Source organism: Streptomyces sp. NPDC003038, assembly GCF_040611115.1.
GTDB lineage: Bacteria > Actinomycetota > Actinomycetes > Streptomycetales > Streptomycetaceae > Streptomyces.
Map to the genome: position 1 here is coordinate 99936 of NZ_JBEXNN010000018.1, position 23544 is coordinate 123479.

The 23544-nt window shown below is 72.5% G+C and carries 14 protein-coding genes; 9 read left to right on the plus strand and 5 right to left on the minus strand.

What is annotated here, in order from left to right:
* Positions 1-26: 26 nt before the first annotated feature.
* The 5 genes from ABZX75_RS22525 (at position 27) to ABZX75_RS22545 (ending at position 9503) form a co-directional block, all read left to right on the plus strand.
* A complete protein-coding gene (locus ABZX75_RS22525) occupies positions 27-3251 on the plus strand; it encodes an FHA domain-containing protein (protein ID WP_355413221.1) in 3225 nt (1074 codons plus the stop codon).
* A 117-nt stretch (positions 3252-3368) separates the two neighbouring features.
* Entirely contained in the window at positions 3369-4733 is a 1365-nt protein-coding gene (locus ABZX75_RS22530; RefSeq protein WP_355413223.1) for an ABC transporter substrate-binding protein, read from the plus strand.
* An 85-nt stretch (positions 4734-4818) separates the two neighbouring features.
* Positions 4819-6132, plus strand: coding sequence for a sugar ABC transporter permease (locus ABZX75_RS22535; protein ID WP_355413273.1), 1314 nt, complete (start codon positions 4819-4821; stop codon positions 6130-6132).
* Positions 6129-7034: a carbohydrate ABC transporter permease gene (locus ABZX75_RS22540; RefSeq protein ID WP_355413225.1), complete on the plus strand. Its 906-nt coding sequence runs from the start codon at positions 6129-6131 to the stop codon at positions 7032-7034. The genes ABZX75_RS22535 and ABZX75_RS22540 overlap by 4 nt, the downstream gene beginning before the upstream one ends.
* Positions 7035-7211: 177 nt before the next feature.
* Positions 7212-9503, plus strand: coding sequence for a bifunctional glycosyltransferase family 2 protein/CDP-glycerol:glycerophosphate glycerophosphotransferase (locus ABZX75_RS22545; RefSeq protein ID WP_355413227.1), 2292 nt, complete (start codon positions 7212-7214; stop codon positions 9501-9503).
* Positions 9504-9612: 109 nt separating this feature from the next.
* Here ABZX75_RS22545 and ABZX75_RS22550 read toward each other — a convergent pair whose 3' ends face one another.
* The gene (locus tag ABZX75_RS22550) at positions 9613-10257 is read right to left on the minus strand and encodes a TetR/AcrR family transcriptional regulator (protein WP_355413229.1); all 645 of its coding nucleotides are present in this window, start codon (positions 10255-10257) and stop codon (positions 9613-9615) included.
* A gap of 146 nt (positions 10258-10403) precedes the next feature.
* On the opposite strand from ABZX75_RS22550, the gene ABZX75_RS22555 reads away from it, so the two are divergent.
* Positions 10404-11300, plus strand: a complete 897-nt coding sequence (locus tag ABZX75_RS22555) for an ABC transporter permease (RefSeq protein WP_355413231.1) — start codon at positions 10404-10406, stop codon at positions 11298-11300.
* Positions 11293-12072: an ABC transporter ATP-binding protein gene (locus ABZX75_RS22560; RefSeq protein ID WP_355413233.1), complete on the plus strand. Its 780-nt coding sequence runs from the start codon at positions 11293-11295 to the stop codon at positions 12070-12072. The genes ABZX75_RS22555 and ABZX75_RS22560 overlap by 8 nt, the downstream gene beginning before the upstream one ends.
* Before the next feature lie 242 nt (positions 12073-12314).
* On the opposite strand, the gene ABZX75_RS22565 is transcribed toward ABZX75_RS22560, so the two are convergent.
* The 3 genes from ABZX75_RS22565 to ABZX75_RS22575 form a co-directional block, all read right to left on the minus strand.
* Positions 12315-17285: an NAD-glutamate dehydrogenase gene (locus ABZX75_RS22565; protein ID WP_355413235.1), complete on the minus strand. Its 4971-nt coding sequence runs from the start codon at positions 17283-17285 to the stop codon at positions 12315-12317.
* Between the two features lie 353 nt (positions 17286-17638).
* Positions 17639-18295, minus strand: a complete 657-nt coding sequence (locus ABZX75_RS22570; protein WP_355413237.1) for an HAD family hydrolase — start codon at positions 18293-18295, stop codon at positions 17639-17641.
* Positions 18292-18792, minus strand: coding sequence for a hypothetical protein (locus tag ABZX75_RS22575; RefSeq protein ID WP_355413239.1), 501 nt, complete (start codon positions 18790-18792; stop codon positions 18292-18294). The genes ABZX75_RS22570 and ABZX75_RS22575 overlap by 4 nt, the downstream gene beginning before the upstream one ends.
* A gap of 415 nt (positions 18793-19207) precedes the next feature.
* Here ABZX75_RS22575 and ABZX75_RS22580 point away from each other — a divergent pair, with 415 nt between their 5' ends.
* Positions 19208-19636 (plus strand): Rv3235 family protein, encoded by a 429-nt coding sequence (locus tag ABZX75_RS22580; RefSeq protein WP_355413275.1) that lies wholly within the window; start codon positions 19208-19210, stop codon positions 19634-19636.
* A 270-nt stretch (positions 19637-19906) separates the two neighbouring features.
* On the opposite strand, the gene secA is transcribed toward ABZX75_RS22580, so the two are convergent.
* Complete coding sequence (gene secA / locus ABZX75_RS22585) at positions 19907-22702, minus strand: preprotein translocase subunit SecA (protein WP_355413241.1); 2796 nt, start codon at positions 22700-22702, stop codon at positions 19907-19909.
* Between the two features lie 238 nt (positions 22703-22940).
* Between secA and ABZX75_RS22590 the strand changes: the two genes are divergently transcribed.
* A complete protein-coding gene (locus tag ABZX75_RS22590) occupies positions 22941-23543 on the plus strand; it encodes a GNAT family N-acetyltransferase (protein ID WP_355413243.1) in 603 nt (200 codons plus the stop codon).
* Position 23544: the final 1 nt, after the last annotated feature.

The following is a 23544-nucleotide window of genomic DNA, read 5'->3' on the forward strand; positions in this document are numbered from 1 at the left end:
CCGCGCAGAAGGGACCGCTGACGGCGATGCAGATCCGGCTGACCGTCCTTGGGTCGCGCAGCGGCCACCAGACCTCGACCGCACCCGCGAGCTGTGACGTCCTCGTCACCGCGCCCGCCGGTACGGCGCTGGCCGCGGTCGCCTCCGGGCTCGCGGCCACCGTCGGCGGGCCCGACACCGGAGGCACGGTCGTGCTGTACGCCGGCGCCGAGCGGCTGGACCTCCAGCGGCGGGTGCTCGGCGAGCCGCCGCTCGTGGACGGCGCGGTGCTGGCGCTGCACGCGCCGGTGCCGGACGTCCTGCCGGAGGAGGGCCTCGGCGCGCCCCAGCTGCGCGTCGTGGCCGGGCCCGACGCCGGCGGGGTGCACCTGCTGCACAGCGGGCAGATCCGCGTGGGCCGCTCCGCCGACGCCGATGTCCCGCTGGACGACCCGGACGTGTCCCGGCTGCACTGCGCGGTGACGGTGATGCGGGACGGGCGGGTCTCGGTGGCCGACCTGAGCTCGACGAACGGCACGACGCTGGACGGCCTGCCGGTGGGGCCCCAGCCGGTCGCCCTGCCCCCGGGGGCGTTGCTGCGCGTCGGCGAATCCACCCTGCGGCTGGCGTCCGCGGGGGAGGCGGTCGCCTCCGCCCTGCCGGTGGTGCCGGACCTGGAGGGTCACCTCACGCTTCCGGGCCGGGCGCCGCTCGCCTCCGGCGCGGAGCCCGGATCCGGCCCGACGCAAGGCGCCTTTCCGGGGCCCCGCCACCGCCCCGGCGCGGGCGGCTCCGCCCCGGACCCCGCCCGGGACCCCGCCCGGGACCCCGCCCCGGACCCCGCCCCGGACCCCGGCGCGGCCGGACCGACGCCGGGCGGCCCGCCGGGGCCCCGCCCCACCGCCCACGAGCCGGGACGCCCGAGCACCCCGGACCCGAGGGCGGGGCAGCGCCCCGCACCCGCCGACGCGCGGTGGGGTGGCGCGGACTCCTCCACGCCCGCCGCCCCGGCGGATCCGTACCCCGCGCCCCCGGCTCCGGGCGGCCCCTCGGGGTCCCGCCCCGCGCACCCCGGCTCCTGGGGCCCGGCCGGGTCCGGGAGCCCGGACCGGGACTCGCCCGACGGGCCCGGCTCCGCGCACGCGGGACGCCGCAAGGGGCTCGGGGCGTGGGCCCGGAAGTGGGTGCGGGGGGAGGACCTCCCCGAGGCCCACATCCCGCCGGAGGCGGTTCCGGCCGCCGCGCCCGACCCGGACGACCCGGCCGCGCTGCTGCTGGCCGCGCTGGGTCCCACCGAGCGGTTGTGGTCCCGTGGCCCCGGGCACCCCCGGGCGCTGGAAGTGGGGCTCGGCGCCGGAAGCCGGGTGGCGCTGCGCACCGTCGGCGCGCTCGGCATCGCCGGTCCGCGGGCCAGGCTGGCCGGGGTCGCCCGCTGCGTGGTGGCCCAGCTGGCGGGACTGCACGCGCCGGGGCAGCTGGAGATCGTGCTCCTCTCCACCGACCGGGCGCGGGGACTCGCCGAGCGGCGGCGTGACTGGGGCTGGCTCGGCTGGCTGCCCCACCTACGGCCCGCGCACGGCCAGGACTGCCGGCTGCTCCTCGCGTACGACCGCGACCAGGCCGCCGCCCGCACCGGTGAGCTGACCCGGCGCCTCGACGACGGCCCGCTCGGCACCCATTGGGCCGCCGCCGATCAGGACAGCGTCCGGCAGGCCGCCTCCGCGTACGAGGGGCCGTACACCCTCCTCGTCGTCGACGGCGATCCCGGCGCGGGCGCCCTGCGCGATGTCACCGGGCGGCTCGCCTCGCACGGTCCGGCAGCCGGAATCCATGTGCTGGCGCTCGCCGAGGCGCCGGCCGCCACGCCCGCCTCCCCGGTCGCCGAGACGTACGAGGCCGCCTGCGCGAGCACCCCCGCCTTCCGGGACTGCGGTGTGGTCGCCCTGCTGAGCGGGGATGTGGCCACGGCCGTACGGACCTTCGCGGTCAGGAGCGGCAAGCCGTCCCCGTCCGGTGGCACCGCCACCGCCGACGCCGTCTCCGCTGCCTGGGCCGAGCGGTTCGCCCGGGCGCTGGCCCCCCTGCGCACCGACGGCGGCGGCGCCGAGCCGTACCGGCCGGCCGCGGCCGCCCTGCCGCCCACCGCGCGGCTGCTGGACGAGCTCGGTCTGGCCCGGGCCACCCCCGCCTCCCTGATGGCCCGTTGGGCCGCCGCCACCGACCAGGGGCAGCGCGTCGGCGGCCTGGCCGAGGTCGTGCTGGGCAGCGGGCGGCGCGGAACCGTCGGTGCCGAGCTGGTCCACGACGGCCCGCACCTGTTCATCGAGGGGCCCGCCGGGAGCGGGCGGACCGAACTGCTGCGGTCGGTCGCCGCGTCGCTGTGCGCCGCCGCCCGGCCGGACCGGCTCGGACTGGTGCTCCTCGACGGGGCCGGGGGCGAGCGCGGTGACGGGCTGCTGCCCTGTACCGAGCTCCCGCACGTCTGCGCCCACCTCGTCGCCTCCGACCCGCTGCGCATGCGGGAGTTCGCGCAGGCGCTCGGCGCCGAGCTCAAGCGCCGCGCCGAACTGCTGGACGGTGCGCCCTTCGCCGAGTGGCACGCCCTTGCCCGCGGGGGCGGGGAGGGCCCGTCCGAGCTCTCCGAGCGGATGGTCTCGCCCCGTCGGCCGGCCCCGGGCGAGCTGCGCGGCGATGTCGAACCTCAGCGCTCGGGCACGCTCCGGCTGCGTTCCTCCACCACCCGTACGGACCCGGTCGGCCCGAGCCCGCTGCCCCGCCTGGTGGTACTGGTGGACGATTTCGACGCGCTGGTCGCGCCCGGGCTCGGCAGTACGGGCCGCCCCGCCGCCGGTTCGGTGGTGCGGGCACTGGAGGCGGTGGCCCGCGAGGGGGCCGGGCTCGGGGTGCACCTGGTGGCGACCAGCGCCCGCCCGGACCGCACGGCCGGCACCGAACTGTCCCGGCTGAGCCCGCTGCGCGTGGAGCTCGACGCACCCGACCAGCCGGGCCCCGGCCGGGGCCTGCTGCGGTACTCCGACGGCCGGACGGTCCCGTTCCAGGGCGGCCGTGTCACCGGCCGGATCCCGCGGACCGCGACCTTGAGGCCGACCGTGGTCCCGGTGGAGTGGGAGCGGATGGGTGACCCGCCGGCCCGCCGCCCGGTGCGTGAGCTGGGCAACGGCCCGACCGACCTCGCGCTGCTGGCCAGCGCCCTGGAGCGGGCCTCCCACCTGGTCTCGGCCACACCTGTGCTGTTCCCGCCGGCCCGCTGAGCCGCCCGGCCGCGCCAACCGGCCGCCCCCGTATGCCGCTACGCGGTATTGCGGGGGCGCGCCGCTCGGCGTAGACCTTGTGGTCCGGGACACACCACGGGCATCGGGGGCACAGCCATGCGCAGGCACGGGAAGAGCCGTACGACACTCAGCTGGGCGGCGCTGGCCGCGGCCGGCGCGCTCACGCTCGGCGCGTGCGGTGGCGGCGCGGACGGCACGAAACCGGATCCGACCCAGGGCGGGACCGTCGGCGCCCCCCGGGTCCAACTACCGGAACTGACCGGCGAGAAGCTGTCCGTCGCGGCCGTCTGGACGGGCCCCGAGCAGGAGAACTTCACCAAGGTCCTCAAGGAGTTCGAGAAGCGGACGGGGGCCACCGTCACCTTCGTCCCCGCCCAGGACCCGATCGTCACCTTCCTCGGCTCGAAGATCGCGGGCGGCCAGCCGCCGGACGTGGCGCTGCTCCCGCAGGTCGGGGCGCTGGTCTCGGCGGTGCAGAACAAGTGGGCGCAGCCGGTGGGCCCGGAAGCCAAGACCCAGCTCGACGCGAACTACTCGGCGGGCTGGAAGGAGCTCGGCGCAGTCGGAGGCACGCAGTACGGGGTCTACTACAAGGCCGCGAACAAGTCGCTGATCTGGTACAACGCCAAGGCCTTCGAGTCCGCCGGGGTCAAGCCCCCGACGACGTGGAAGGAGCTGCTGACCGCGGCCGACACCCTTTCGGCGTCCGGCACCCCGGCCGTCTCGGTGGCCGGGGCGGACGGCTGGACCCTCACCGACTGGTTCGAGAACGTCTATCTCTCGCAGGCCGGTCCCGAGAAGTACGACCAGTTGGCCAAGCACCAGATCAAGTGGACGGACGACAGCGTCAAGCAGGCGCTGACCACCCTGGGCGAGCTGTTCGGACGCAAGGACTTCCTGGCGGGCGGGCCGAGCGGGGCCCTGTCCACCGAGTTCCCCAAGTCGGTGACCCAGACCTTCACCGGCGGTGACCGGCCGGCGGCCGCGATGGTCTTCGAGGGCGACTTCGTCGCGGTGAACATCGCGCAGACCGAGGCGAAGGTGGGCGAGGACGCCCTCGTCTTCCCCTTCCCGGCGGTCGGCGCGAAGGCGCCGGTGGTCTCGGGCGGTGACGTGGCGGTGGCCCTGAAGCCGACCAAGGGCGCGCAGGCGCTGCTGACCTTCCTGGCCTCGGCGGACGCGGCGGAGATCCAGGCCCGCGCGGGCGGTTTCGTCTCCCCGAACAAGTCGGTCGACCTGGCCGCCTACCCGAACGACATCCAGCGGAACATCGCCAAGGCGCTGATCGCGGCCGGCGACGACTTCCGCTTCGACATGTCGGACCAGGCTCCGGCGGCCTTCGGCGGGACCCCGGGCGCGGGTGAGTGGAAGGCCCTCCAGGACTTCCTGGCGAACCCGTCGGACGTGGCGGGCATCCAGGCGAGACTGGAGGCGGACGCGGCCAAGGCGTACGGGAACTGATTCCGTGACAGCCAAGCCAACTGACACCGGCCCCGGCACCGGCCGCGCCGGACCCGCCCCCCGGTCCGGGGACGACGCGGCCGCCCTGCGGGCCGGGAGGACGGCCCGCGCCGCGGAGGCGCGGCGCCGCCGCCTGATAGCGGCGGCGTTCCTCCTCCCCGCCCTCGTGCTGCTCGGCGCACTCGTCGTGCACCCGATCGGCTACTCCCTCTTCCGCAGCCTCTTCGACCGCTCCGGCGACACCTTCGTCGGCGGCGACAACTACCGCCAGATCCTGAGCGACGACACGATCCGCACCGCCCTGCAGAACACCGCGGTGTGGGTGGTGCTGGCGCCCACCACGGCCACCGCCCTCGGCCTGATCTTCGCGGTGCTCACCGAACGGATCCGCTGGGGCACCGCGTTCAAGCTGCTGGTGTTCATGCCGATGGCGATCTCCATGCTGGCGGCGGGCATCATCTTCCGGCTCGTCTACGACCACGATCCCGACCGCGGGATCGCCAACGCGGTCTGGGTGGGCGTGCACGACACCTTCGCGGAGTCCTCGGCCTTCCCCAAGGCCCGTCCCGGCCGGGACTCGCCCCTGGAGCCCGCCGACGGGGGCGCCTTCATCACCCGCGATCCCGTCCGGGCGGGCGTGCCGGTGCTGCTCCCGCTGGTGGGCGTGGCCCCGGAGGCCCTGCCCGAGGGCACCCGGACGGCGGCGGCCGCCGCGGCCGAGCCCGGCAAGGTGACCGGCACGGCCTGGCAGGACTTCACCCGCGGCGGGGGCGGCCGTACGAACGCGGTGGACCCCGCCGAGTCCGCCTTCGCCGGGATGCGGGTCGAGGCGGTCAAGGACGGCAAGGTGGTGGACTCGGCGAGGGCCCGCGCCGACGGCACCTTCACCCTGTCCGCGAAGGCCGACGGGGCGCGGGTGCGGCTGCCCGCGGACAATTTCCGGGAGGCGTACTCCGGGGTGGAGTGGCTGGGCCCGGCCCTGGTGACCCCGGCGGTCATCGGGGCGTACGTATGGATGTGGGCCGGTTTCGCGATGGTGCTGATCGGGGCCGGGCTGGCCTCCGTACCCCGCGAGCTGCTGGAGGCGGCGCGGGTGGACGGGGCGAACGAGTGGCAGGTGTTCCGCCGGATCACCGTCCCGCTGCTGGCGCCCGTACTGGTGGTCGTCCTCGTCACCCTCGTCATCAACGTGATGAAGATCTTCGACCTGGTCTTCGTGATCGCGCCGGGCGCGGTGCAGGACGACGCTAACGTCCTCGCGCTCCAGCTGTACCGGACCTCCTTCGGCGCGGACGCCGATCCGGGCCTGGGCAGCGCCATCGCCGTACTGCTGCTGGCCCTGGTGGTCCCGGTGATGCTGGTGAACATCCGCAGGCTGCGGAAGGAGCGGTCCCGATGAGCGCCCCCACCAAGGTCCGGCCGGAAGTCCCCGGGCGGACCCCGGCGACGCCCGGCGGCCGCGCCGGACGGCTCGCGGCCCGCGCCGCGGGCGGAGCCCTGCGCGTCTTCCTGCTCCTGGCCGCCCTCTTCTGGCTGCTGCCCACGCTCGGCCTGCTCATCTCCTCCTTCCTCTCCCCCACCGACCTCAACAAGGGCGGCTGGTGGCAGGTGCTGACCGCGCCGTCCCGGCTGACCGCCGACAACTACGCGCGGCTGCTGGCCAACGACACGATCACCGGCTCCCTGCTGAACACGGTCGCGATCGCGGTCCCGGCGACCCTGCTCGTACTCGTCCTCGGCGCGTTCGCCGGGTACGCCTTCGCCTGGCTGGAGTTCCCCGGCCGGGACTGGCTCTTCCTGCTCGTCGTCGGACTGCTCGTCGTCCCCGTCCAGGTGGCGCTGATCCCGGTCTCCGAACTCTTCGGCTCCATCGGGCTGTTCGAGACCACCGCCGGTGTGGTGCTGTTCCACGTCGCCTTCGGGCTGCCCTTCGCCGTGTTCCTCCTGCGCAACTTCTTCGCGGAGATCCCGCGCGAGCTGCTGGAGGCGGCCCGCCTCGACGGGGCGGGGGAACTGCGCCTGTTCGCCCGGGTGGTGCTGCCGCTGGGCGGTCCGGCGATCGCCTCGCTCGGCATCTTCCAGTTCCTGTGGGTGTGGAACGACATGCTGGTGGCGCTCGTCTTCGCGGACTCGGCGAACCCGCCGATCACGGTCGCGCTCCAGCAGCAGGTACGGCAGTTCGGGAACAACATCGACGTGCTGGCGCCGGGTGCGTTCCTGTCGATGGTGGTGCCGCTCGTCGTCTTCTTCGCCTTCCAGCGGCAGTTCGTCACGGGGGTGATGGCCGGCGCGGTCAAGTGACGCGGCCCGCGCGGCGGGTTCTGTCGGCCTGTCGGCCCTGTCGGTTCTGTCGGCCTGTCGACCCCGTTGACGTGCGGCGTTGACGCTGCGTAACCCGAATGCCGCACCCCGCGTAACCCGATCACCACGCCGGGGGTTCCTGGGCCATATGCCCGCCTGCCGACCTCTGGATGTGCCGTGCCCCGGTTCAGCGTCATCGTGCCCGCGTACAAGGTCCAGGCGTATCTCCAGGAGAGTCTGGACTCGGTCCTGACCCAGTCGTACCCGGATCTGGAACTGATCGCGGTCGACGACGCCTCCCCGGACGCCTGCGGCTCGATCATCGACGAGTACGCGGCCCGGGACCCGCGGGTCACCGCCGTGCACCTGGCGCACCACCTGGGCCTGGGCCCGGCCCGCAACGCGGGCCTGGCCCGGGCCACCGGCGACTACCTCGTCTTCCTCGACGGCGACGACACCCTCGCCCCGGGCGCCCTCCAGGCCATCACGGACCGGCTGAAGGCCACCGGCTCGCCGGACGTCCTGGTCTACGACTACGCGCGCACCTTCTGGACCGGGGAGCTGGTGCGCAACCGTCTCTCGCACCGCCTGTCGGAGGAAGGTCCGGCCAGCTTCCGGCTCACCGACCGCCCGGCCCTGCTCGGCATGCTGACCGTGGTGTGGAACAAGGCATACCGCCGCGAGTACGTGGAGCGTGAGGGGCTCACCTTCCCGCCCGGGTTCTACGAGGACACCCCCTGGACCTACCCGGCGCTGCTGGCCGCCGAGTCCGTCGCCGTCCTGGACCGGGTCTGCGTCCACTACCGCCAACGGCGCACGGGCTCGATCCTGACCACCTCCAGCCGCCGCCACCTCGACATCCTCGACCAGTACGACCGGGTCTTCGGCTACCTCGCCGGCCGCCCCGAGCTGGAGCGCTGGCGCCCGACCGTGCACCGGCGGATGGCCGGACAGTTCTGCGCCCTGTACGCCGACCCCCGCCGCCTCCCCCGCTCCAGCCGGGCCGAGTTCTTCCGCCGGGCCTCGGCCCTGCTGCGCCGCCACCGGGCTCCCGGCGGCGGAGGCGCGCTGCCGCTCTCGCTGTCCCGTACCGACCGCGTGCGGCACACCCTGATGCGGTTGGGCGCCCGGCGGACCTACCGGCTGCTGTCGGTCCTGCGGGCGGGCGCACTGGCGGTGGGCCGGGGTTCCGGTGCCGCCCGGCGGGGCCTGCGCGAGACCTGGCTGCGCCTGCACTACCGGATCCAGCGCCTGCTGCCGCTCAGGCCGGAGCTGGCCGTCTTCTCCGCGTACTGGCACGGCGGTTACGCCTGCAACCCGGCGGCGATCGAGGCGAAGCTGCGGGAGCTGGCCCCCCGGATGCGGACGGCGTGGATCTGCGACCCGGCGCACACTGCGACGCTTCCCCGGGAGACGGTGGCCCTGCGCCCCGGCTCGGCGGCGTACTGGACGGCCCTCGCGCGGGCCACGTACCTGGTCACCAACGTCAACTTCGACCGCGCCCTGGTCAAGCGCCCCGGCCAGATCCTGGTCCAGACCCAGCACGGCACCCCGCTCAAGCGCGTCGGCCTCGACCTCCAGGACCGCCCGGCGGCCACCCCGACGACGGACTTCGCGGGCCTGCTGCGCGGCGCCGACCAGTGGGACTTCCTGCTCTCCTCGAACCGCCACTCCACGCTGGTGTGGGAGAGGGCCGTGCCGTCCTCGTACACGACGCTGGAGTACGGCTATCCGCGCAACGACGTCTTCCACCGGGCGAGCCGGACCGACGTCCTGGAGCTGCGCGAACGCCTCGGCATCCCGCCGGGCTCCACGGCGATCCTGTACGCCCCCACCCACCGCGACTACCGGCGCAGCCGCCCCGACCACCTGGACTTGGAGCGGGTCCTGCGCGACCTGGGTCCCCGCTTCACCCTGCTGACGCGCACCCACCTCACGTACGCGGACAGCGGGTGGGCGCCGGACGCCCATCCCCGTCTGATCGACGTCTCCTCGTACCCGTCGGTGGAGGAACTCTGCCTGGCCTCGGACGCGTTGGTGACGGACTACTCGTCCCTGATGTTCGACTACGCGGTGCTGGACCGGCCGATCGTCATCCACGCGGACGACTGGGAGGCGTACGAGGCCGCCCGGGGCACCTACTTCGACCTGCGTACGTGCCCGCCGGGCGCGATCGCCCGGACCGAGGACGAGCTCGTGGACATCTTCGCCACGGGCCACTGGCAGGGCTCCCGCTCCGCCCAGCTCCGGGCGGCGTTCCGGGCCCGTTTCTGCCCGTACGACGACGGGCACGCGGCGGAGCGTGTGGTCCGCCGCGTCTTCCTGGGGCAGCCGGTCCCGGTCCCGGCGATCACGCCTCTGGAGGACCGCCGCCCCGCGCCTTCGGCCCAGTCCCCCGCCCCGGAACCCGCCCTGGAACCCGCCCTGGAACCCGGCCTGGCCAAGCTGACGGCGGGCCTCTGGCCGTAAGCCTGCCGCCGGGCGGGGCGGACGCGTGCCGGGCCTCTCGCCGTAAGCCTGCCGGCGGGCCGGGCAGACGAAGCCGGGCCGCGCCCGGCTTTCCGGGGCTCCGCGGGGATCAGACGGCCCGCAGCCCCGCGACCACCGACCGGGCCAGGTCGTCCAGGTACTCCCCGGACACGGCGTCCCGCACCACCACCTGCCGCCAGTACAGCGGCCCGATCGCCAGATCGAGCGCCCGTTCCGGATCCGCGCCCTCCCCCAACTCGCCCCGGGACACCGCGTCCGCGACGATCCCCTCCGCCATCCGCCGCTGCCCGTCCAGCACCGCGCCCCGGACCGCTTGCGCAATCTCCGGATTCCGCGCCGCCTCGACCAGCAGATCGGGGACCACCGCGGACGCCACCGGATGCCGCAGCACGTGTGACATGACCTCCAGCAGCGCGCGTACGTCCCCGTACAGCGACCCCGTCGCGGGCACCGGCAGGCCGTCCGCCGCGAAGGCGCCCACCAGGTCCAGCACCAGATGCAGCTTCGACTTCCACCGCCGGTACACCGCGGTCTTGCCGACGCCCGCCCGCCGCGCGATTCCCTCGATCGACATGCGTGAGAACCCGACGGCGGCCAGTTCCTCCAGCACCGCCCCGCGGATCGCCTCGGTGACGTCCTCGCGCAGGACGGCGGCTCCTGCCGGGGCGCGACGGGCGGGAGCGGGGGCCGGTGCGGAAGCGGGGGAATCGGCGGAGGCGGGGTCCTTGGTCATGCGCAGAGCATAGCGGCGCACGCCCTCCCCTAGCCGTCGCGACGATACGGTTGCGTTCCGACGACGCCCGCTCTAACCTCGCCGTAGCGACGATACGGCCCCGTCCCATCGCCAGCCAGACCCTGACCCCGGCGAAAGCGACCCCTGTGACCACCGCGACCGCACCCGCTCGCCCCGAGCGCCCCGCAGAACTCGCCGCCGCCCACGGCCTGACCGTCAGCGGCGCCCGCCCCACCCTCCCCCGCTACATCCGGGAGCTCTGGGCCCGCCGCCACTTCGTGACCGCGTACGCGACCGCCCGCATGCAGGCGACGTACAGCACGGCCAGACTCGGCCAGGTCTGGCACCTGGTGACCCCGCTGCTCAACGCCGCCGTGTACTTCTTCGTCTTCGGGATCGTGATGCGGGCCAGCCACGGCGTGCCCGACTACGTGCCGTTCCTGATCACAGGCGTTTTCGTCTGGGACTTCATCGGCAGCTCCGTCAACGCCGGCACCCGCTCCGTGCACAGCAATCTCGGCCTGGTCCGCGCCCTGCACTTCCCCCGCGCCAGCCTGCCCCTCTCCACCGTCGTCCAGCTCTTCCAGCAGCTGCTGGTCACCATGGGCGCCCTGGTCATCCTGCTGTTCGCCTTCGGCCAGACCCCGAGTCCGTCCTGGCTGCTGGCCGTCCCGACACTCCTGCTGATGGCCGTCTTCGCCGCCGGCTGCGCCATGGTCATGGCCCGCATCGGCAGCAAGAGCCCGGACGTCAGCCAGCTGATGCCCTTCGTCCTGCGCACGTGGATGTACTCGTCGGGCGTCATGTGGTCCATCGACCAGGTGCTGAAGACGGACCATCTGCCGCACTGGGTGCTGCTGATGCTCAAGACCAACCCGGCGGCCGTCTACATCGACCTGATGCGCTTCGCGCTGATCGACAGCTTCCCGGCGCAGTCGCTCCCCCACCACGTGTGGCCGATCGCCATCGGCTGGGCCGTGCTGGCGGGCGCCGGCGGCTTCGTCTACTTCTGGAAGTCCGAAGAGGAGTACGGCCGTGGCTGACACCGCGACCCGCGTCCCGACCGTGATCGCGGACGAGGTCCACGTCGTCTACAAGGTCCAGGGCAGCGGCGCCCGCAAGGGCGGCGCCACCGCCGCCCTGAGCCGGATCTTCTCCCGCGGGCCCGCCCCCGGCATCCGCGAGGTGCACGCCGTCAAGGGCGTCAGCTTCACCGCGTACAAGGGCGAGGCCATCGGGCTCATCGGCTCCAACGGCTCGGGCAAGTCCACCCTGCTGGCCGCCATCGCCGGCCTCCAGCCGGTGGCCGGCGGCGCGATCTACTCGCACGGCCAGCCGTCCCTCCTGGGGGTGAACGCCGCTCTGATGAACGACCTGACCGGCGAGAGCAACGTCGTCCTCGGCGGCCTCGCGATGGGCATGTCCAAGCAGCGGATCCGCGATCGCTACCAGGACATCGTCGACTTCTCCGGCATCAACGAGAAGGGCGATTTCATCTCCCTGCCCATGCGGACGTACTCCTCCGGCATGGGCGCGCGGCTGCGTTTCTCCATCGCCGCCGCCAAGGACCACGACGTCCTGATGATCGACGAGGCCCTGGCCACCGGCGACGCCGCCTTCCAGCGCCGCAGCCAGGCCCGCATCGCGGAGCTCCGCGAGCGCGCCGGCACCGTCTTCCTCGTCAGCCACGGCATCAACACGGTCCGCGAGACCTGCGACCGTGCGATCTGGCTTGAATCGGGCGTCCTGCGCATGGACGGCCCCTCCACGGAGGTCTGCGCGGCGTACGAAGCCTTCACCACGGCCAAGAGATAGCCGCGGCGCGCCGTCCACCCCCGCCGCACCCACCCAGCCCCACCGACGTTTGAGGCGCACCCACCCAGCCCCGCCGGCGTTTGAGGCGCGGGGCCCGGGGGCGGAGCCCCCGCGACGGCGCCGCAGCGGCGGACGGCGCACGCCGTACAACGGGCACGCCGTACAACGGGGCGGGCCGGCCCGGGACCGTTCAGGTCCCGGGCCGGCCCGTTCCGTACACCCCCGCGGGAGCGACCCGCCGATCAGCTGTGCGCGCGCAGCAGCGACCGCATCGTCCGCATCGCCACCGACAGGTTCGCCAGGTCGAAGTCGTCCGAGCCCCGGATCTCGTCCAGGGTCGTACGGGCTCGCCCGATGAGCGCCGCGTTCCTCTCCTCCCACGCCTTGAAGCGCTCTTCGGGAGTGGAGCTGCCGTTGCCCACCGACAGCACATCCGCGGTCAGCGCCGCGTGCGCGGCGAACAGGTCCTCGCGGATGGAGGCGCGGGCCATCGACTGCCAGCGGTCGGCCCGCGGCAGCTCGATGATCCGGTCCATCAGCTGGGTGATCTCCAGGCGGTCGGCGAGGTCGTAGTACACCTCGGCGACATCCAGCGGGCCCGCGCCGGTGCGGTCCGCGATCGCGACGATGTCGAGCGTCGGGAAGGCGGAGGAGAAGCCGGCGACCTTGGCCGCCAGTTCCTCCGGCACGCCCTCGCCGGTCAGCTCGTCCATGATCGACCCGTACCACTCCAGGTCGGCGCCGCGCACCAGCTTGGGCAGCTCGGCCCAGACCCGCGTCACCCGGTCCTGGAAGAACTCGATGGTCTCGGTGATCTGGAGCGGCTGCGGCCGGTTGTTCAGCAGCCAGCGGGTACCGCGCTCCACCAGGCGCCGCGAGTGCAGCCGCACCCGGGTCTGGACATCGGCGGCGACCTCGTTGTCGAGCGCTTCGACCGCGTCCCACACCTCGGCCAGGCCGAAGATCTCGCGGGCCGCGAGCTGCGCCCGGACGATCTCCTCCTGGGAGGCCCCGGTCTCCTCGCGCAGCCGGTGCAGGAAGGTCGAGCCACCGGTGTTGACGGTGTCGTTGACCAGGATCGTGGTGATGATCTCGCGGCGCAGCGCGTGCGCGTCGATCTGCTCCGGGAACTGCTCCCGCAGGGCGGCCGGGAAGTACGCGTGCAGCAGGCGGCGCAGGTACGGGTCGTCCGGCAGCCCGGTGGTGATGAGCTCGCTCGCCACCGTGATCTTGGTGTAGGCGAACAGGACGGCCAGTTCCGGCTGGGTCAGGCCCTTGCCGGTGTTCAGCAGCTCGCGGATCTGCCGGTCGGTGGGCAGGAACTCCAGCGCCCGGTCCAGCAGCCCTTCGCGGCCGAGGCGGCGCATGAAGCGCTGCTGGGCGTGGAGCAGGCTGGGGGCCTGGGCCGCGCCGTTGGAGAGGGCCACGTTCTGCGCGTAGTTGTTGCGCAGTACCAGGTGCCCGACCTCGTCGGTCATCTCGGCGAGCAGCTTGTTGCGCTGCTTGACGGTCATGTCGCCGTCGGCGACGACCGCGTTGAGCAGGATCTTGATGTTCACCTCGTGGTCGGAGGTATCCACGCCGGCGCTGTTGTCGATGGCGTCGGTGTTGACCTTCCCGCCTTCGCCGCCGGCGCCGGTACGGGCGAACTCGATCCGGCCGAGCTGGGTCAGACCCAGGTTGCCGCCCTCGCCGATCACCTTGGCCCGCACGTCCGAGCCGTTGACGCGGATGGCGTCGTTGGCCTTGTCGCCCACGTCCGCGTGGGTTTCGGCCGTCGCCTTGACGTACGTGCCGATGCCGCCGTTCCACAGCAGGTCCACGGGGGCCTGGAGGATGGCCCGCATCAGGTCGGCCGGGGTCATCTTGGTGACGCCCGCCTCGATGCCGAGGGCCGCGCGGACGTGCGCGTTGACCGGGATGGCCTTCGCGGTGCGGGGGTGGATGCCGCCGCCCGGGGAGAGCAGCGCGGTGTCGTAGTCGGCCCACGAGGAGCGCGGCAGTTCGAACAGCCGGCGGCGCTCCGCGTACGAGGTGGCCGCGTCCGGGTCCGGGTCGATGAAGATGTGCCGGTGGTCGAAGGCGGCGACCAGGCGGATGTGCTCGGAGAGCAGCATGCCGTTGCCGAAGACGTCGCCGGACATGTCGCCGACGCCGACGACGGTGAAGTCCTGGGTCTGGGTGTCGTGGCCGAGCTCGCGGAAGTGCCGCTTGACGGACTCCCAGGCGCCCCGGGCGGTGATGCCCATGCCCTTGTGGTCGTAGCCGGCCGAGCCGCCGGAGGCGAAGGCGTCGCCGAGCCAGAAGCCGTAGGACTCCGCGACCCCGTTGGCGATGTCGGAGAAGGTCGCGGTGCCCTTGTCGGCCGCGACGACGAGGTAGGTGTCGTCCTCGTCGTGGCGGACCACGCCCCGGGGCGGTACGACCTCGCCGCCGACCATGTTGTCGGTGATGTCGAGCAGCGCCGAGATGAAGATCTTGTACGAGGCGATGCCCTCGGCGAGCCACGCGTCGCGGTCGGCCGACGGGTCGGGCAGGTTCTTGGCGACGAAGCCGCCCTTGGCGCCGACCGGCACGATGACCGTGTTCTTGACCATCTGCGCCTTGACCAGGCCGAGGATCTCCGTACGGAAGTCCTCGCGCCGGTCGGACCAGCGCAGGCCGCCTCGGGCGACCTTGCCGAAGCGCAGGTGGACGCCCTCGACGCGCGGGGAGTACACCCAGATCTCGTAGGCGGGGCGCGGCGCCGGGAGGTCGGGGATGGCCTGCGGGTCGAACTTCATCGACACGTAGGAGTGCTGCTCGCCCGCGGCGTTCAACTGGAAGAAATTGGTCCGCAGGGTGGCCTTGATGAGGGTGAGGAAGGCGCGCAGGATGCGGTCCTCGTCGAGCGAGGCGACCTGGTCCAGGGCCCCGTCGAGCTCCTCCAGCATCGCGTCGACGAGCTCGCTGCCGGCGGCCTGGCGGACGGGCGACATCCGGGCTTCGAAGAGCGAGACCAGCAGCCGGGTGGTGTGGACGTTGTTGCGGAGGGTGTCCTCCATGTAGTCCTGGCTGAAGGTGGAGCCGGCCTGGCGCAGGTACTTCGCGTACGCGCGCAGGACGACGGCCTGCCGCCAGGTCAGCCCGGCGCTCAGCACCAGGGCGTTGAAGTTGTCGTTCTCCGCCTCGCCCCGCCAGACGGCTGCGAAGGCCTCCTGGAAGCGCTCGCGGGCGTCGTCGCCGAGGTAGGTGTCGCCCCCGTTCCCGGTGGGAAGGGGCATCCGCAGCCCGAAGTCGTAGATCCACGCGCTGACCCGGTCCGAGCGGCGCAGCTCGTACGGGCGCTCGTCGGTGACCTCGACACCCAGGCGCTGGAGCACCGGCAGGACCGCGGACAGCGAGACCTGGTCACCGGTGCGGTAGATCTTGAACCGGCGCTCACCGGGGCCCGCGCCGACCGGCTCGTACAGCGAGAGCGCGAACTCGCGCTCGCTGGCGGAGAGCCGCTCCAGGTGGCAGAGGTCGGCGACGGCGGCGCGCGGCGAGTGGTCGGCCTTGTAGCCCTCGGGGAACGGGGTGCCGTAGCGGCGCAGCAGCTCGGCGGCGCGCTCTTCACCGAGCTCGGCGATGAGGGCCTCGGAGAAGCCGTCGGCCCAGGAGCGGGCGGCCTCCACCAGGCGGCCTTCGATGCGCTCGACGTCGGCGTCGGTGAGGACGGGCAGTTCGGTGCCCTGCGGGATGCGGATGACGAAGTGGATGCGGGAGAGGATCGACTCGGTGTTCCAGGCGGTGAAGTCGACGCTGGTGCCGCCGAGCTCCTCCTTCAGGATGTCGATCAGCCGCAGCCGCACCCCGGTGGTGTAGCGGTCGCGCGGCAGGTAGACGAGCGCCGAGTAGTAGCGCCCGTACTCGTCCTGGCGCAGGTACAGCCGCAGCCTGCGGCGTTCCTGGAGGTAGAGCACGGAGGTGGCGATGGCCTGGAGCTGGTCGACCGGGGTCTGGAACAGCTCGTCGCGCGGGTAGGTCTCCAGGATCTGGAGCAGGTCGCGGCCGTCGTGGCTGCTCGGCGCGAAGCCGGCGCCCTCCAGCACCTCGGCCACCTTGCGGCGGATGACCGGGACCCGGCGCACGGACTCGGTGTACGCGGCGGAGGAGAAGAGGCCGAGGAAGCGGCGCTCGCCGACGACATTGCCCTCGGCGTCGAACTTCTTCACGCCCACGTAGTCGAGGTACGAGGGGCGGTGCACGGTGGAGCGGCTGTTGGCCTTGGTCAGCACCAGCAGGTGGTGCTCGCGGGCCTTGGCGCGGGCGTCGGCCGGGAGCCGGTTGAAGGACGGCGAGACGGGGTGGCCCTCGTCCTTGCCGCTGTGGTGCGGGTCGGAGCGCAGGATGCCGAGGCCGGTGCCGGGCACGGCGGACAGGGCGTCGCCGTCGACGAGGTTGTACTCGCGGTAGCCCAGGAAGGTGAAGTGGTCGTCGGCGAGCCAGCGCAGCAGCTCGCGGGCCTCTTCGAGCTCGTAGTCGCGCAGGTCTACCGCGGTCGGCTCGTCGGCCAGGCCTTCGGCGATGCGCAGCGCGGCGTCGCGCATCTTCTCCCAGTCCTCGACGGACTCGCGTACGTCGGACAGGACGCGCAGCAGGTCGACGTTGATCTGCTTGAGGTCGGCGCGGTCGGTCTCGCGGTCGATCTCGACGTGGATCCAGGACTCGACGAGGGAGTCGTGGGGGCGCGCGGTACGGGGACCGTGGGCGTCGCAGTCGGGACCGAGGATCTCGATCAGCTTGCCGGTGACGTCACGGCGGACGACGACCTGGGGGTGGATCACGACGTGGATGCCGCGACCCTGCCGGGACAGCTCGTTGGTCACGGAGTCCACGAGGAACGGCATGTCGTCGGTGACCACCTCGACGACGGAGTGACTGGAGGTCCAGCCGTTCTCCTCGACGGTCGGGGTGTGCACGCGCACGTTCGCGGTGCCCTGCGGCCGGTTCTCGGCGATCCGGTAGTGAGAGAGCGCCGCCCCGTACACGTCGACCGGGTCCCGGTCCACGAGGTCCTCGGGGGCGGTGTGGAGGTAGTAGCGCTGGAGGTAGGCGAGCACGGCGTCCCGGTCCGGACGCTCTCCCTGCTCGGACCCAGTCGGAAGTAGCCCCCCGGCCGGGCTGTTCTCAGCTACCCGGGCCGCCCGTGTGAGCAGCTCGGCCTTTGCTTCGTCCAGCTTGGTCTGCATGTCCTCTGCTCCTGTCGCGCGCCATTGCACGACGTAGGTGAAGGAAGAAATGACGTAGCGCCGCGAGGCGGGTGTCCGGTCGCGATCGACGCTATGCCGTCGGGAGAGGCGGCCGGGACGGAATCAGCCATGATCGGCGCGAGGTCCCGGCAGCGGGGATCAGCGAAGGCCCGGGCACGTTCGTGCGCCGGGCGCGGGCCGGGGGCTTCAGTGCCCCCGATGACTATCGCGCTGATCACGGGTCAAGGCTATCTCGATCCACCCCCGCCCCGTCATGAGCTGTATGTGTACAAATCCGGGGGTGGAACTTTGACGTTCTGCGCAGCGACGCGGGACGCCTTCCGTGCAAGTCGCTATTCGGCCAGTCGGCGAGCTGTGAGTACGGCTTCTGCCAGGGTGTCGACGACCGGCACACCGGCTGATTCCAGACTGCGGCGGCTGTGCGAACCGCCCGTGTAGAGAACCGCCCGGGCGCCGACGTGGGCGGCGGCGACCGCGTCGTCCACCGCGTCCCCGATGAGGACCGTACGGCCGGGCGTCACGCCCGTCTCCTCCAGCGCTTCAAGATGGCGTACGAGATGCCCCGCCTTGGAGGTGTGGGAGGGCCCGGTCCGGCCGTCGACGCGAAGGAAGTGCAGGTGGATCCCGTGCGCCTGCACCAGGGGCACGAGCTTCTCATGGGGCGCGAGGGAGAGCAGGGACTGAGTGAGCCCGTCCCGCTGCCAGCCCTGGAGCAGCTCCCGGGCGCCCTCGGCGAGCGCGGCGTCCTCGGCGGAGGCCCAGTAGTGACGGTGGAAGGTGGCGTCCATGAGCAGCCACTCGTCCTCGGTGGGCAGCCGGCCCATGAGGCGCTCGTAGAACTTCGGCACCGGTACGACGTACAGGTCGCGGTAGGTCTCCAGAGTGATCGGCGCGAAGCCGAGCTCGGCGAAGGAGGCGTTGGTCGCGGCTATGACGGCGTCGATGTCGTGCAGGAGGGTCCCGTTCCAGTCCCAGACGATGTGCGTCACTTGAGCAGCCCCGGGATCTCCTGCACCCCGAACCACAGCAGCTCGTGGTCCTCGGCGCCGTCGACGGCGAACCGCGCGTCGTCGTCCCCCGCGTCGGCGGCTTCGACGGCACCTGCGGCGGCGGCCACGTCCGCCTGGGCGTCGTCGGCGTCCACGTGCACGGCGGCGGCCGTGGTGAGCCGTACGGCCTGCCCGAGGGTCACCTGGCCGAGCGTGGCCTCGTCGAGGCCGGGGACGGCGGTGGCGGCCTTATCGTCGACGTCGAGCGCCACGACGACCCGCTTGCGCGGGGCGTCCGCGTCCCGCGCGATCATCCGCAGGGAGGCGGCGGCGGCCCGGCCGAGGGCCGCGTACTCCAGCTCCTCGATGTCCTGCGACACGTACCACTCGCGGAGCCCGGGGGTGACCGCGTACGCACGCAGCGGGGCGGGGCCCAGCTCATCCGCCCGGTGCGCCTCGGCGAGCCCGGGGAGGGTCAGGGGGACGTACACGCGCATGGCCGGCTGCTTTCGGTAGTCGGAGAACCCTCAGGATACGGCTGACGCCGCTTCGCGTGATGCCCCCGTGCGACTCGGCCCCGGCCGGGCCTCCCGGTCGGGGGCGGCCGGGCCGGACCCGCGCTGCGGGACGGTGACGCCGTCCGGCGGAGTGACGGCGCCGTCCCCCTTCGGGGTGCGGGGCCCGGGCCCGCGTGCGTCCACCGCCGTCCCCGGGCAGGCGTCGCCGAGGCGGTACGCGGGGCGCCGCGCACTCGGATAGGTGAACCGGGGCCCCGTCGGTCCGGGCCGCGCGGGTGGTTGCGGAGCGTGTTCGGGCGGCCGTAGAAGAACCCCATCAAGTTACCGCTCGGTACCGCTCCGGGCCCAGCCTGTACGGGGGCAGATCGCGATGGACACCACGATGCGCGGCACGATGACCGGCGACGGAAGCCGCCGCCGGCCCGGCGGCGCCGCCCTTGCCCGGACCCGCCCCGCCGGGCGCCGCGACTCACGGCGCCCGGGGAACCCGCCACCGGCGGTACGGCAGGGCCCGCACCACTGGTTCGCCGAACGGCTGCTGGCCGTCGTCACCGGCCGCCGCCCCGTCCACTCGCTCCTCGGCCACACCATCGGCCCGGCCTACCAGCAGCTGGTCACCCTCGCCCCGGACAGCCCCCTGGGCGAGCGCCCGCGCCCCGTCATCCGCCAGTGCGGACGCTTCACCCCCGGCCCGGGCGTCATCGAGGCCTTCGCCCGCATCGCCACGGGCGACCGCGTGACGGCGATGGCCTTCCGCCTGGAACAGGGCCAGGACCTCCGCTGGCGCTGCGCGGCGGTCGAAATCCAGGGCCCCCGCCCCTGAGCCCTCTGGAGGCCACCCCCAGCCCCACCGACGCTCAAAGCCCGGGCCCACGCCCAGCCCCGCCGGCGATTGAGGCGCGGGGCCCGGGGCCGAGCCCCGATCTTGAGCCCCGCCGGCGTTTGAGGCGCGGGGCCCGGGGCCGAGCCCCGGCGGCCGCACCGCACACCGCACCGCACCGCACCGCACCGCACCGCACCGGCACACAACACGGCCGGGGCCGGACACCGCGTACGGTGCCCGGCCCCGGCCGGCGGACCAACCCCAGCGGGGTTACTTCTTGCGGCGACGCCCGCCGGACGCCTTCTGCGCCTTGCGCCGCTCGGCACGCGTCATCCCGTCACCGCCGGAGCCATCGGCCTCGAAGTCACCCTCGACCACACCGCCCTCACCGTCGACCGTCGGCGCCGAGAAGTGCAGCCGGTCCGGACGCTGCGGAGCGTCCAGCCCCTTCGCCCGGATCTCCGGACGGACGGCGGCCACCGGCTCCTTCGTCAGCGACGGCGCCGCGTCCTGCACCAGAACCTCCTCGACCTGCTGCTCCACCTGGACCTCCAGGTTGAACAGGTAGCCGACGGACTCCTCCTTGATGCCGTCCTGCATGGCGTTGAACATGTCGAAGCCCTCGCGCTGGTACTCGACCAGCGGGTCCTTCTGGGCCATCGCCCGCAGGCCGATGCCCTCCTGCAGGTAGTCCATCTCGTACAGGTGCTCACGCCACTTGCGGTCCAGGACCGACAGCACCACGCGCCGCTCCAGCTCACGCATGACCTCGGAGCCGAGCGTCTTCTCGCGCGCCTCGTACTGCTCGTGGATGTCGTCCTTGACGGATTCCGCGATGAACTCGGCGGTGATGCCCGCGCGGTCGCCCGCGGCCTCCTCCAGCTCCTCGATGGTGACCTTCACCGGGTAGAGCTGCTTGAAGGCGCCCCACAGGCGCTCCAGGTCCCACTCCTCGGCGAAGCCCTCGACCGTCTCGGCCGCGATGTACGCGTCGATCGTGTCGTCCATCATGTGGCGCACCTGCTCCTGCAGGTCCTCGCCCTCCAGGACCCGGCGGCGCTCCCGGTAGATGACCTCACGCTGGTTGTTGAGGACCTCGTCGTACTTCAGGACGTTCTTGCGCGTCTCGAAGTTCTGGGTCTCGACCTGCGACTGGGCCGACGCGATCGCCCGCGTCACCATCTTGTTCTCGATCGGCACGTCGTCCGGCACGTTCGCCATCGCCATGACGCGCTCGACCATCTGCGCCTTGAACAGCCGCATCAGGTCGTCGCCCAGCGACAGGTAGAAGCGGGACTCGCCCGGGTCGCCCTGTCGGCCGGAGCGGCCGCGCAGCTGGTTGTCGATACGGCGCGACTCGTGGCGCTCGGTGCCCAGCACGTACAGCCCGCCGAGCTCCTTGACCTCCTCGAACTCCGCCTTCACCGCCGCCTCGGCACGGGTGAGCGCCTCGGGCAGGGCGTGCGCCCACTCCTCGATGTGCTCCTCCGGGTCCAGGCCGCGCTGGCGCAGCTCGGCCTCGGCGAGGTCGTCCGGGTTGCCGCCGAGCTTGATGTCGGTACCGCGGCCGGCCATGTTCGTGGCGACGGTGACGGCGCCGCGGCGGCCGGCCTGGGCGACGATCGTCGCCTCACGGTCGTGCTGCTTGGCGTTGAGCACCTCGTGCGGAATGCCGCGCTTGGAGAGCTGCTGGGAGAGGTACTCGGACTTCTCGACCGACGTCGTACCGACGAGGATCGGCTGGCCCTTCTCGTGCTTCTCCGCGATGTCGTCGACGACGGCGGCGAACTTCGCGACCTCGGTCCGGTAGATCAGGTCCGGCTGGTCCTTGCGGACCATGTCCCGGTTGGTCGGGATCGGGACGACACCGAGCTTGTAGATCTGGTGGAACTCGGCGGCTTCGGTCATGGCCGTACCGGTCATACCCGACAGCTTCGAGTAGAGGCGGAAGAAATTCTGCAGGGTGATCGTGGCGAGGGTCTGGTTCTCGTCCTTGATGTCCACCCCTTCCTTCGCCTCGATCGCCTGGTGCATGCCCTCGTTGTAGCGGCGGCCGGCGAGGATACGGCCGGTGTGCTCGTCGACGATCATGACTTCGCCGTCGATGACGACGTAGTCCTTGTCGGCCTTGAACAGTTCCTTCGCCTTGATGGCGTTGTTCAGGTAGCCGACGAGCGGGGTGTTCACCGACTCGTACAGGTTCTCGATGCCGAGCCAGTCCTCGACCTTGGCGACACCGGACTCGTGGATGGCGACGGTGCGCTTCTTCTCGTCGACCTCGTAGTCGCCGGTCTCCTCGATGCCCTTGAGCGGCTGGCCGGCCTCGCCCCTGGTGAGGCGGGTGACCAGCTTCGCGAAGTCGCCGTACCACTTCGTGGCCTGGTCGGCCGGGCCGGAGATGATCAGCGGGGTACGGGCCTCGTCGACGAGGATCGAGTCGACCTCGTCGACCACGGCGAAGTTGTGGCCGCGCTGGACGAGCTCGTCCTGCGACCACGCCATGTTGTCGCGCAGGTAGTCGAAGCCGAACTCGTTGTTCGTGCCGTAGGTGATGTCGCAGTTGTACTGCTCGCGGCGCTGCGCCGGCGACATGTTCGCCAGGATGCAGCCGACCTCCAGGCCGAGGAACTTGTGCACCCGGCCCATCAGCTCGGAGTCGCGCTCGGCGAGGTAGTCGTTCACCGTGATCAGGTGGACGCCCTTGCCGGACAGCGCGTTCAGGTACGCGGGCAGGGTGCCGACGAGGGTCTTGCCCTCACCGGTCTTCATCTCGGCGACATAGCCGAGGTGCAGCGCCGCGCCGCCCATCATCTGGACGTCGTAGTGGCGCTGGCCGAGGACGCGCTTGGCGGCCTCGCGAACGGTCGCGAAGGCCTCGGGCAGCAGGTCGTCCAGGCTCTCGCCGTCCTGGAAACGCTGCTTGTACTCGTCCGTGAGCGCCCGCAACTCGGCGTCGGAGAGGTTGACGAAGTCCTCTTCGATGGAGTTGACCTGGTCCGCGATGCGGTGCAGTTTGCGCAGGATCTTGCCTTCGCCTGCACGCATGAGCTTGTTGAAGACGGACACCGAGGTTTGTCTCCTTGCCGGTCGGGCCTGGGCACTGTACGTACACGGGCACGGCAGGTGGGCCCCACCGCAACGGCCATCGTAAGCGAGGACGTGGTCGCGTCGGGAGGTCCGCCGTATCCGCAGGGCGGCTGGCACCCGGATTGAGAACGTACGGGGGACATGGAAGGTGCCGTGTCCCCGAGGAGTTTCCCGAAAACTGTTCGCCGTGGGCAGACGCGAACAGCAGAATTCGTTCATGGAGCCCATCACACTGAGCACGTCCAGGCTGGAATTGCGGCCTTTCGTCCCGGCGGACGAGGACGAGGTCTACGCGGCCGCGCAGGACCCGGACATCCAGCGCTGGACCATGGTGCCCTCCCCCTACGAGCGCGAGCACGCGCACAGCTTCGTGAACGAGATCGTCCCGGACGGCTGGCGCCAGGACACTGGCTACAGCTTCGCCGTACGCCTCGGCGCCGACGGCCCGCTGGTCGCGGCCGTCGGCGTCCACGTACGCGGGGAGGACGGGTACGAGATCGGCTACTGGACGGCCAAGGAGCACCGGGGGCACGGCTTCATGACCGAGGCCGTGGGCGCCGTCGCACGCTGGGCCTTCACCGAGCTGGGCGCCGTACGGCTGGAGTGGCGCGCCGAGGTCGGCAACGACGGCTCGCGGGCCGTCGCGAAGAAGGCCGGTTTCCGCGTCGAGGGCACCCTGCGCGCCGCACTGCGGACGGGCGGCACCGCACGCGACTGCTGGGTGGGCGCCCTGCTCCCCTCGGACCTCGGCCTGACGCCGGCACTGCCGTACCTGCCCTCAACGCCCCGGTCAGAGCCCGCTGTCAGTGGCCCGGCTTAGG

Bases quoted from the DNA above. Each gene is read 5' to 3' on its own strand.
- ABZX75_RS22550 (WP_355413229.1), bottom strand. From the start codon at position 10,257: ATGACCAAGGACCCCGCCTCCGCCGATTCCCCCGCTTCCGCACCGGCC.
- ABZX75_RS22565 (WP_355413235.1), bottom strand. From the start codon at position 17,285: ATGCAGACCAAGCTGGACGAAGCAAAGGCCGAGCTGCTCACACGGGCG.
- ABZX75_RS22525 (WP_355413221.1), top strand. From the start codon at position 27: ATGCAGATCCGGCTGACCGTCCTTGGGTCGCGCAGCGGCCACCAGACC.
- ABZX75_RS22590 (WP_355413243.1), top strand. From the start codon at position 22,941: ATGGAGCCCATCACACTGAGCACGTCCAGGCTGGAATTGCGGCCTTTC.
- ABZX75_RS22580 (WP_355413275.1), top strand. From the start codon at position 19,208: ATGACCGGCGACGGAAGCCGCCGCCGGCCCGGCGGCGCCGCCCTTGCC.
- ABZX75_RS22540 (WP_355413225.1), top strand. From the start codon at position 6,129: ATGAGCGCCCCCACCAAGGTCCGGCCGGAAGTCCCCGGGCGGACCCCG.
- ABZX75_RS22530 (WP_355413223.1), top strand. From the start codon at position 3,369: ATGCGCAGGCACGGGAAGAGCCGTACGACACTCAGCTGGGCGGCGCTG.
- ABZX75_RS22575 (WP_355413239.1), bottom strand. From the start codon at position 18,792: ATGCGCGTGTACGTCCCCCTGACCCTCCCCGGGCTCGCCGAGGCGCAC.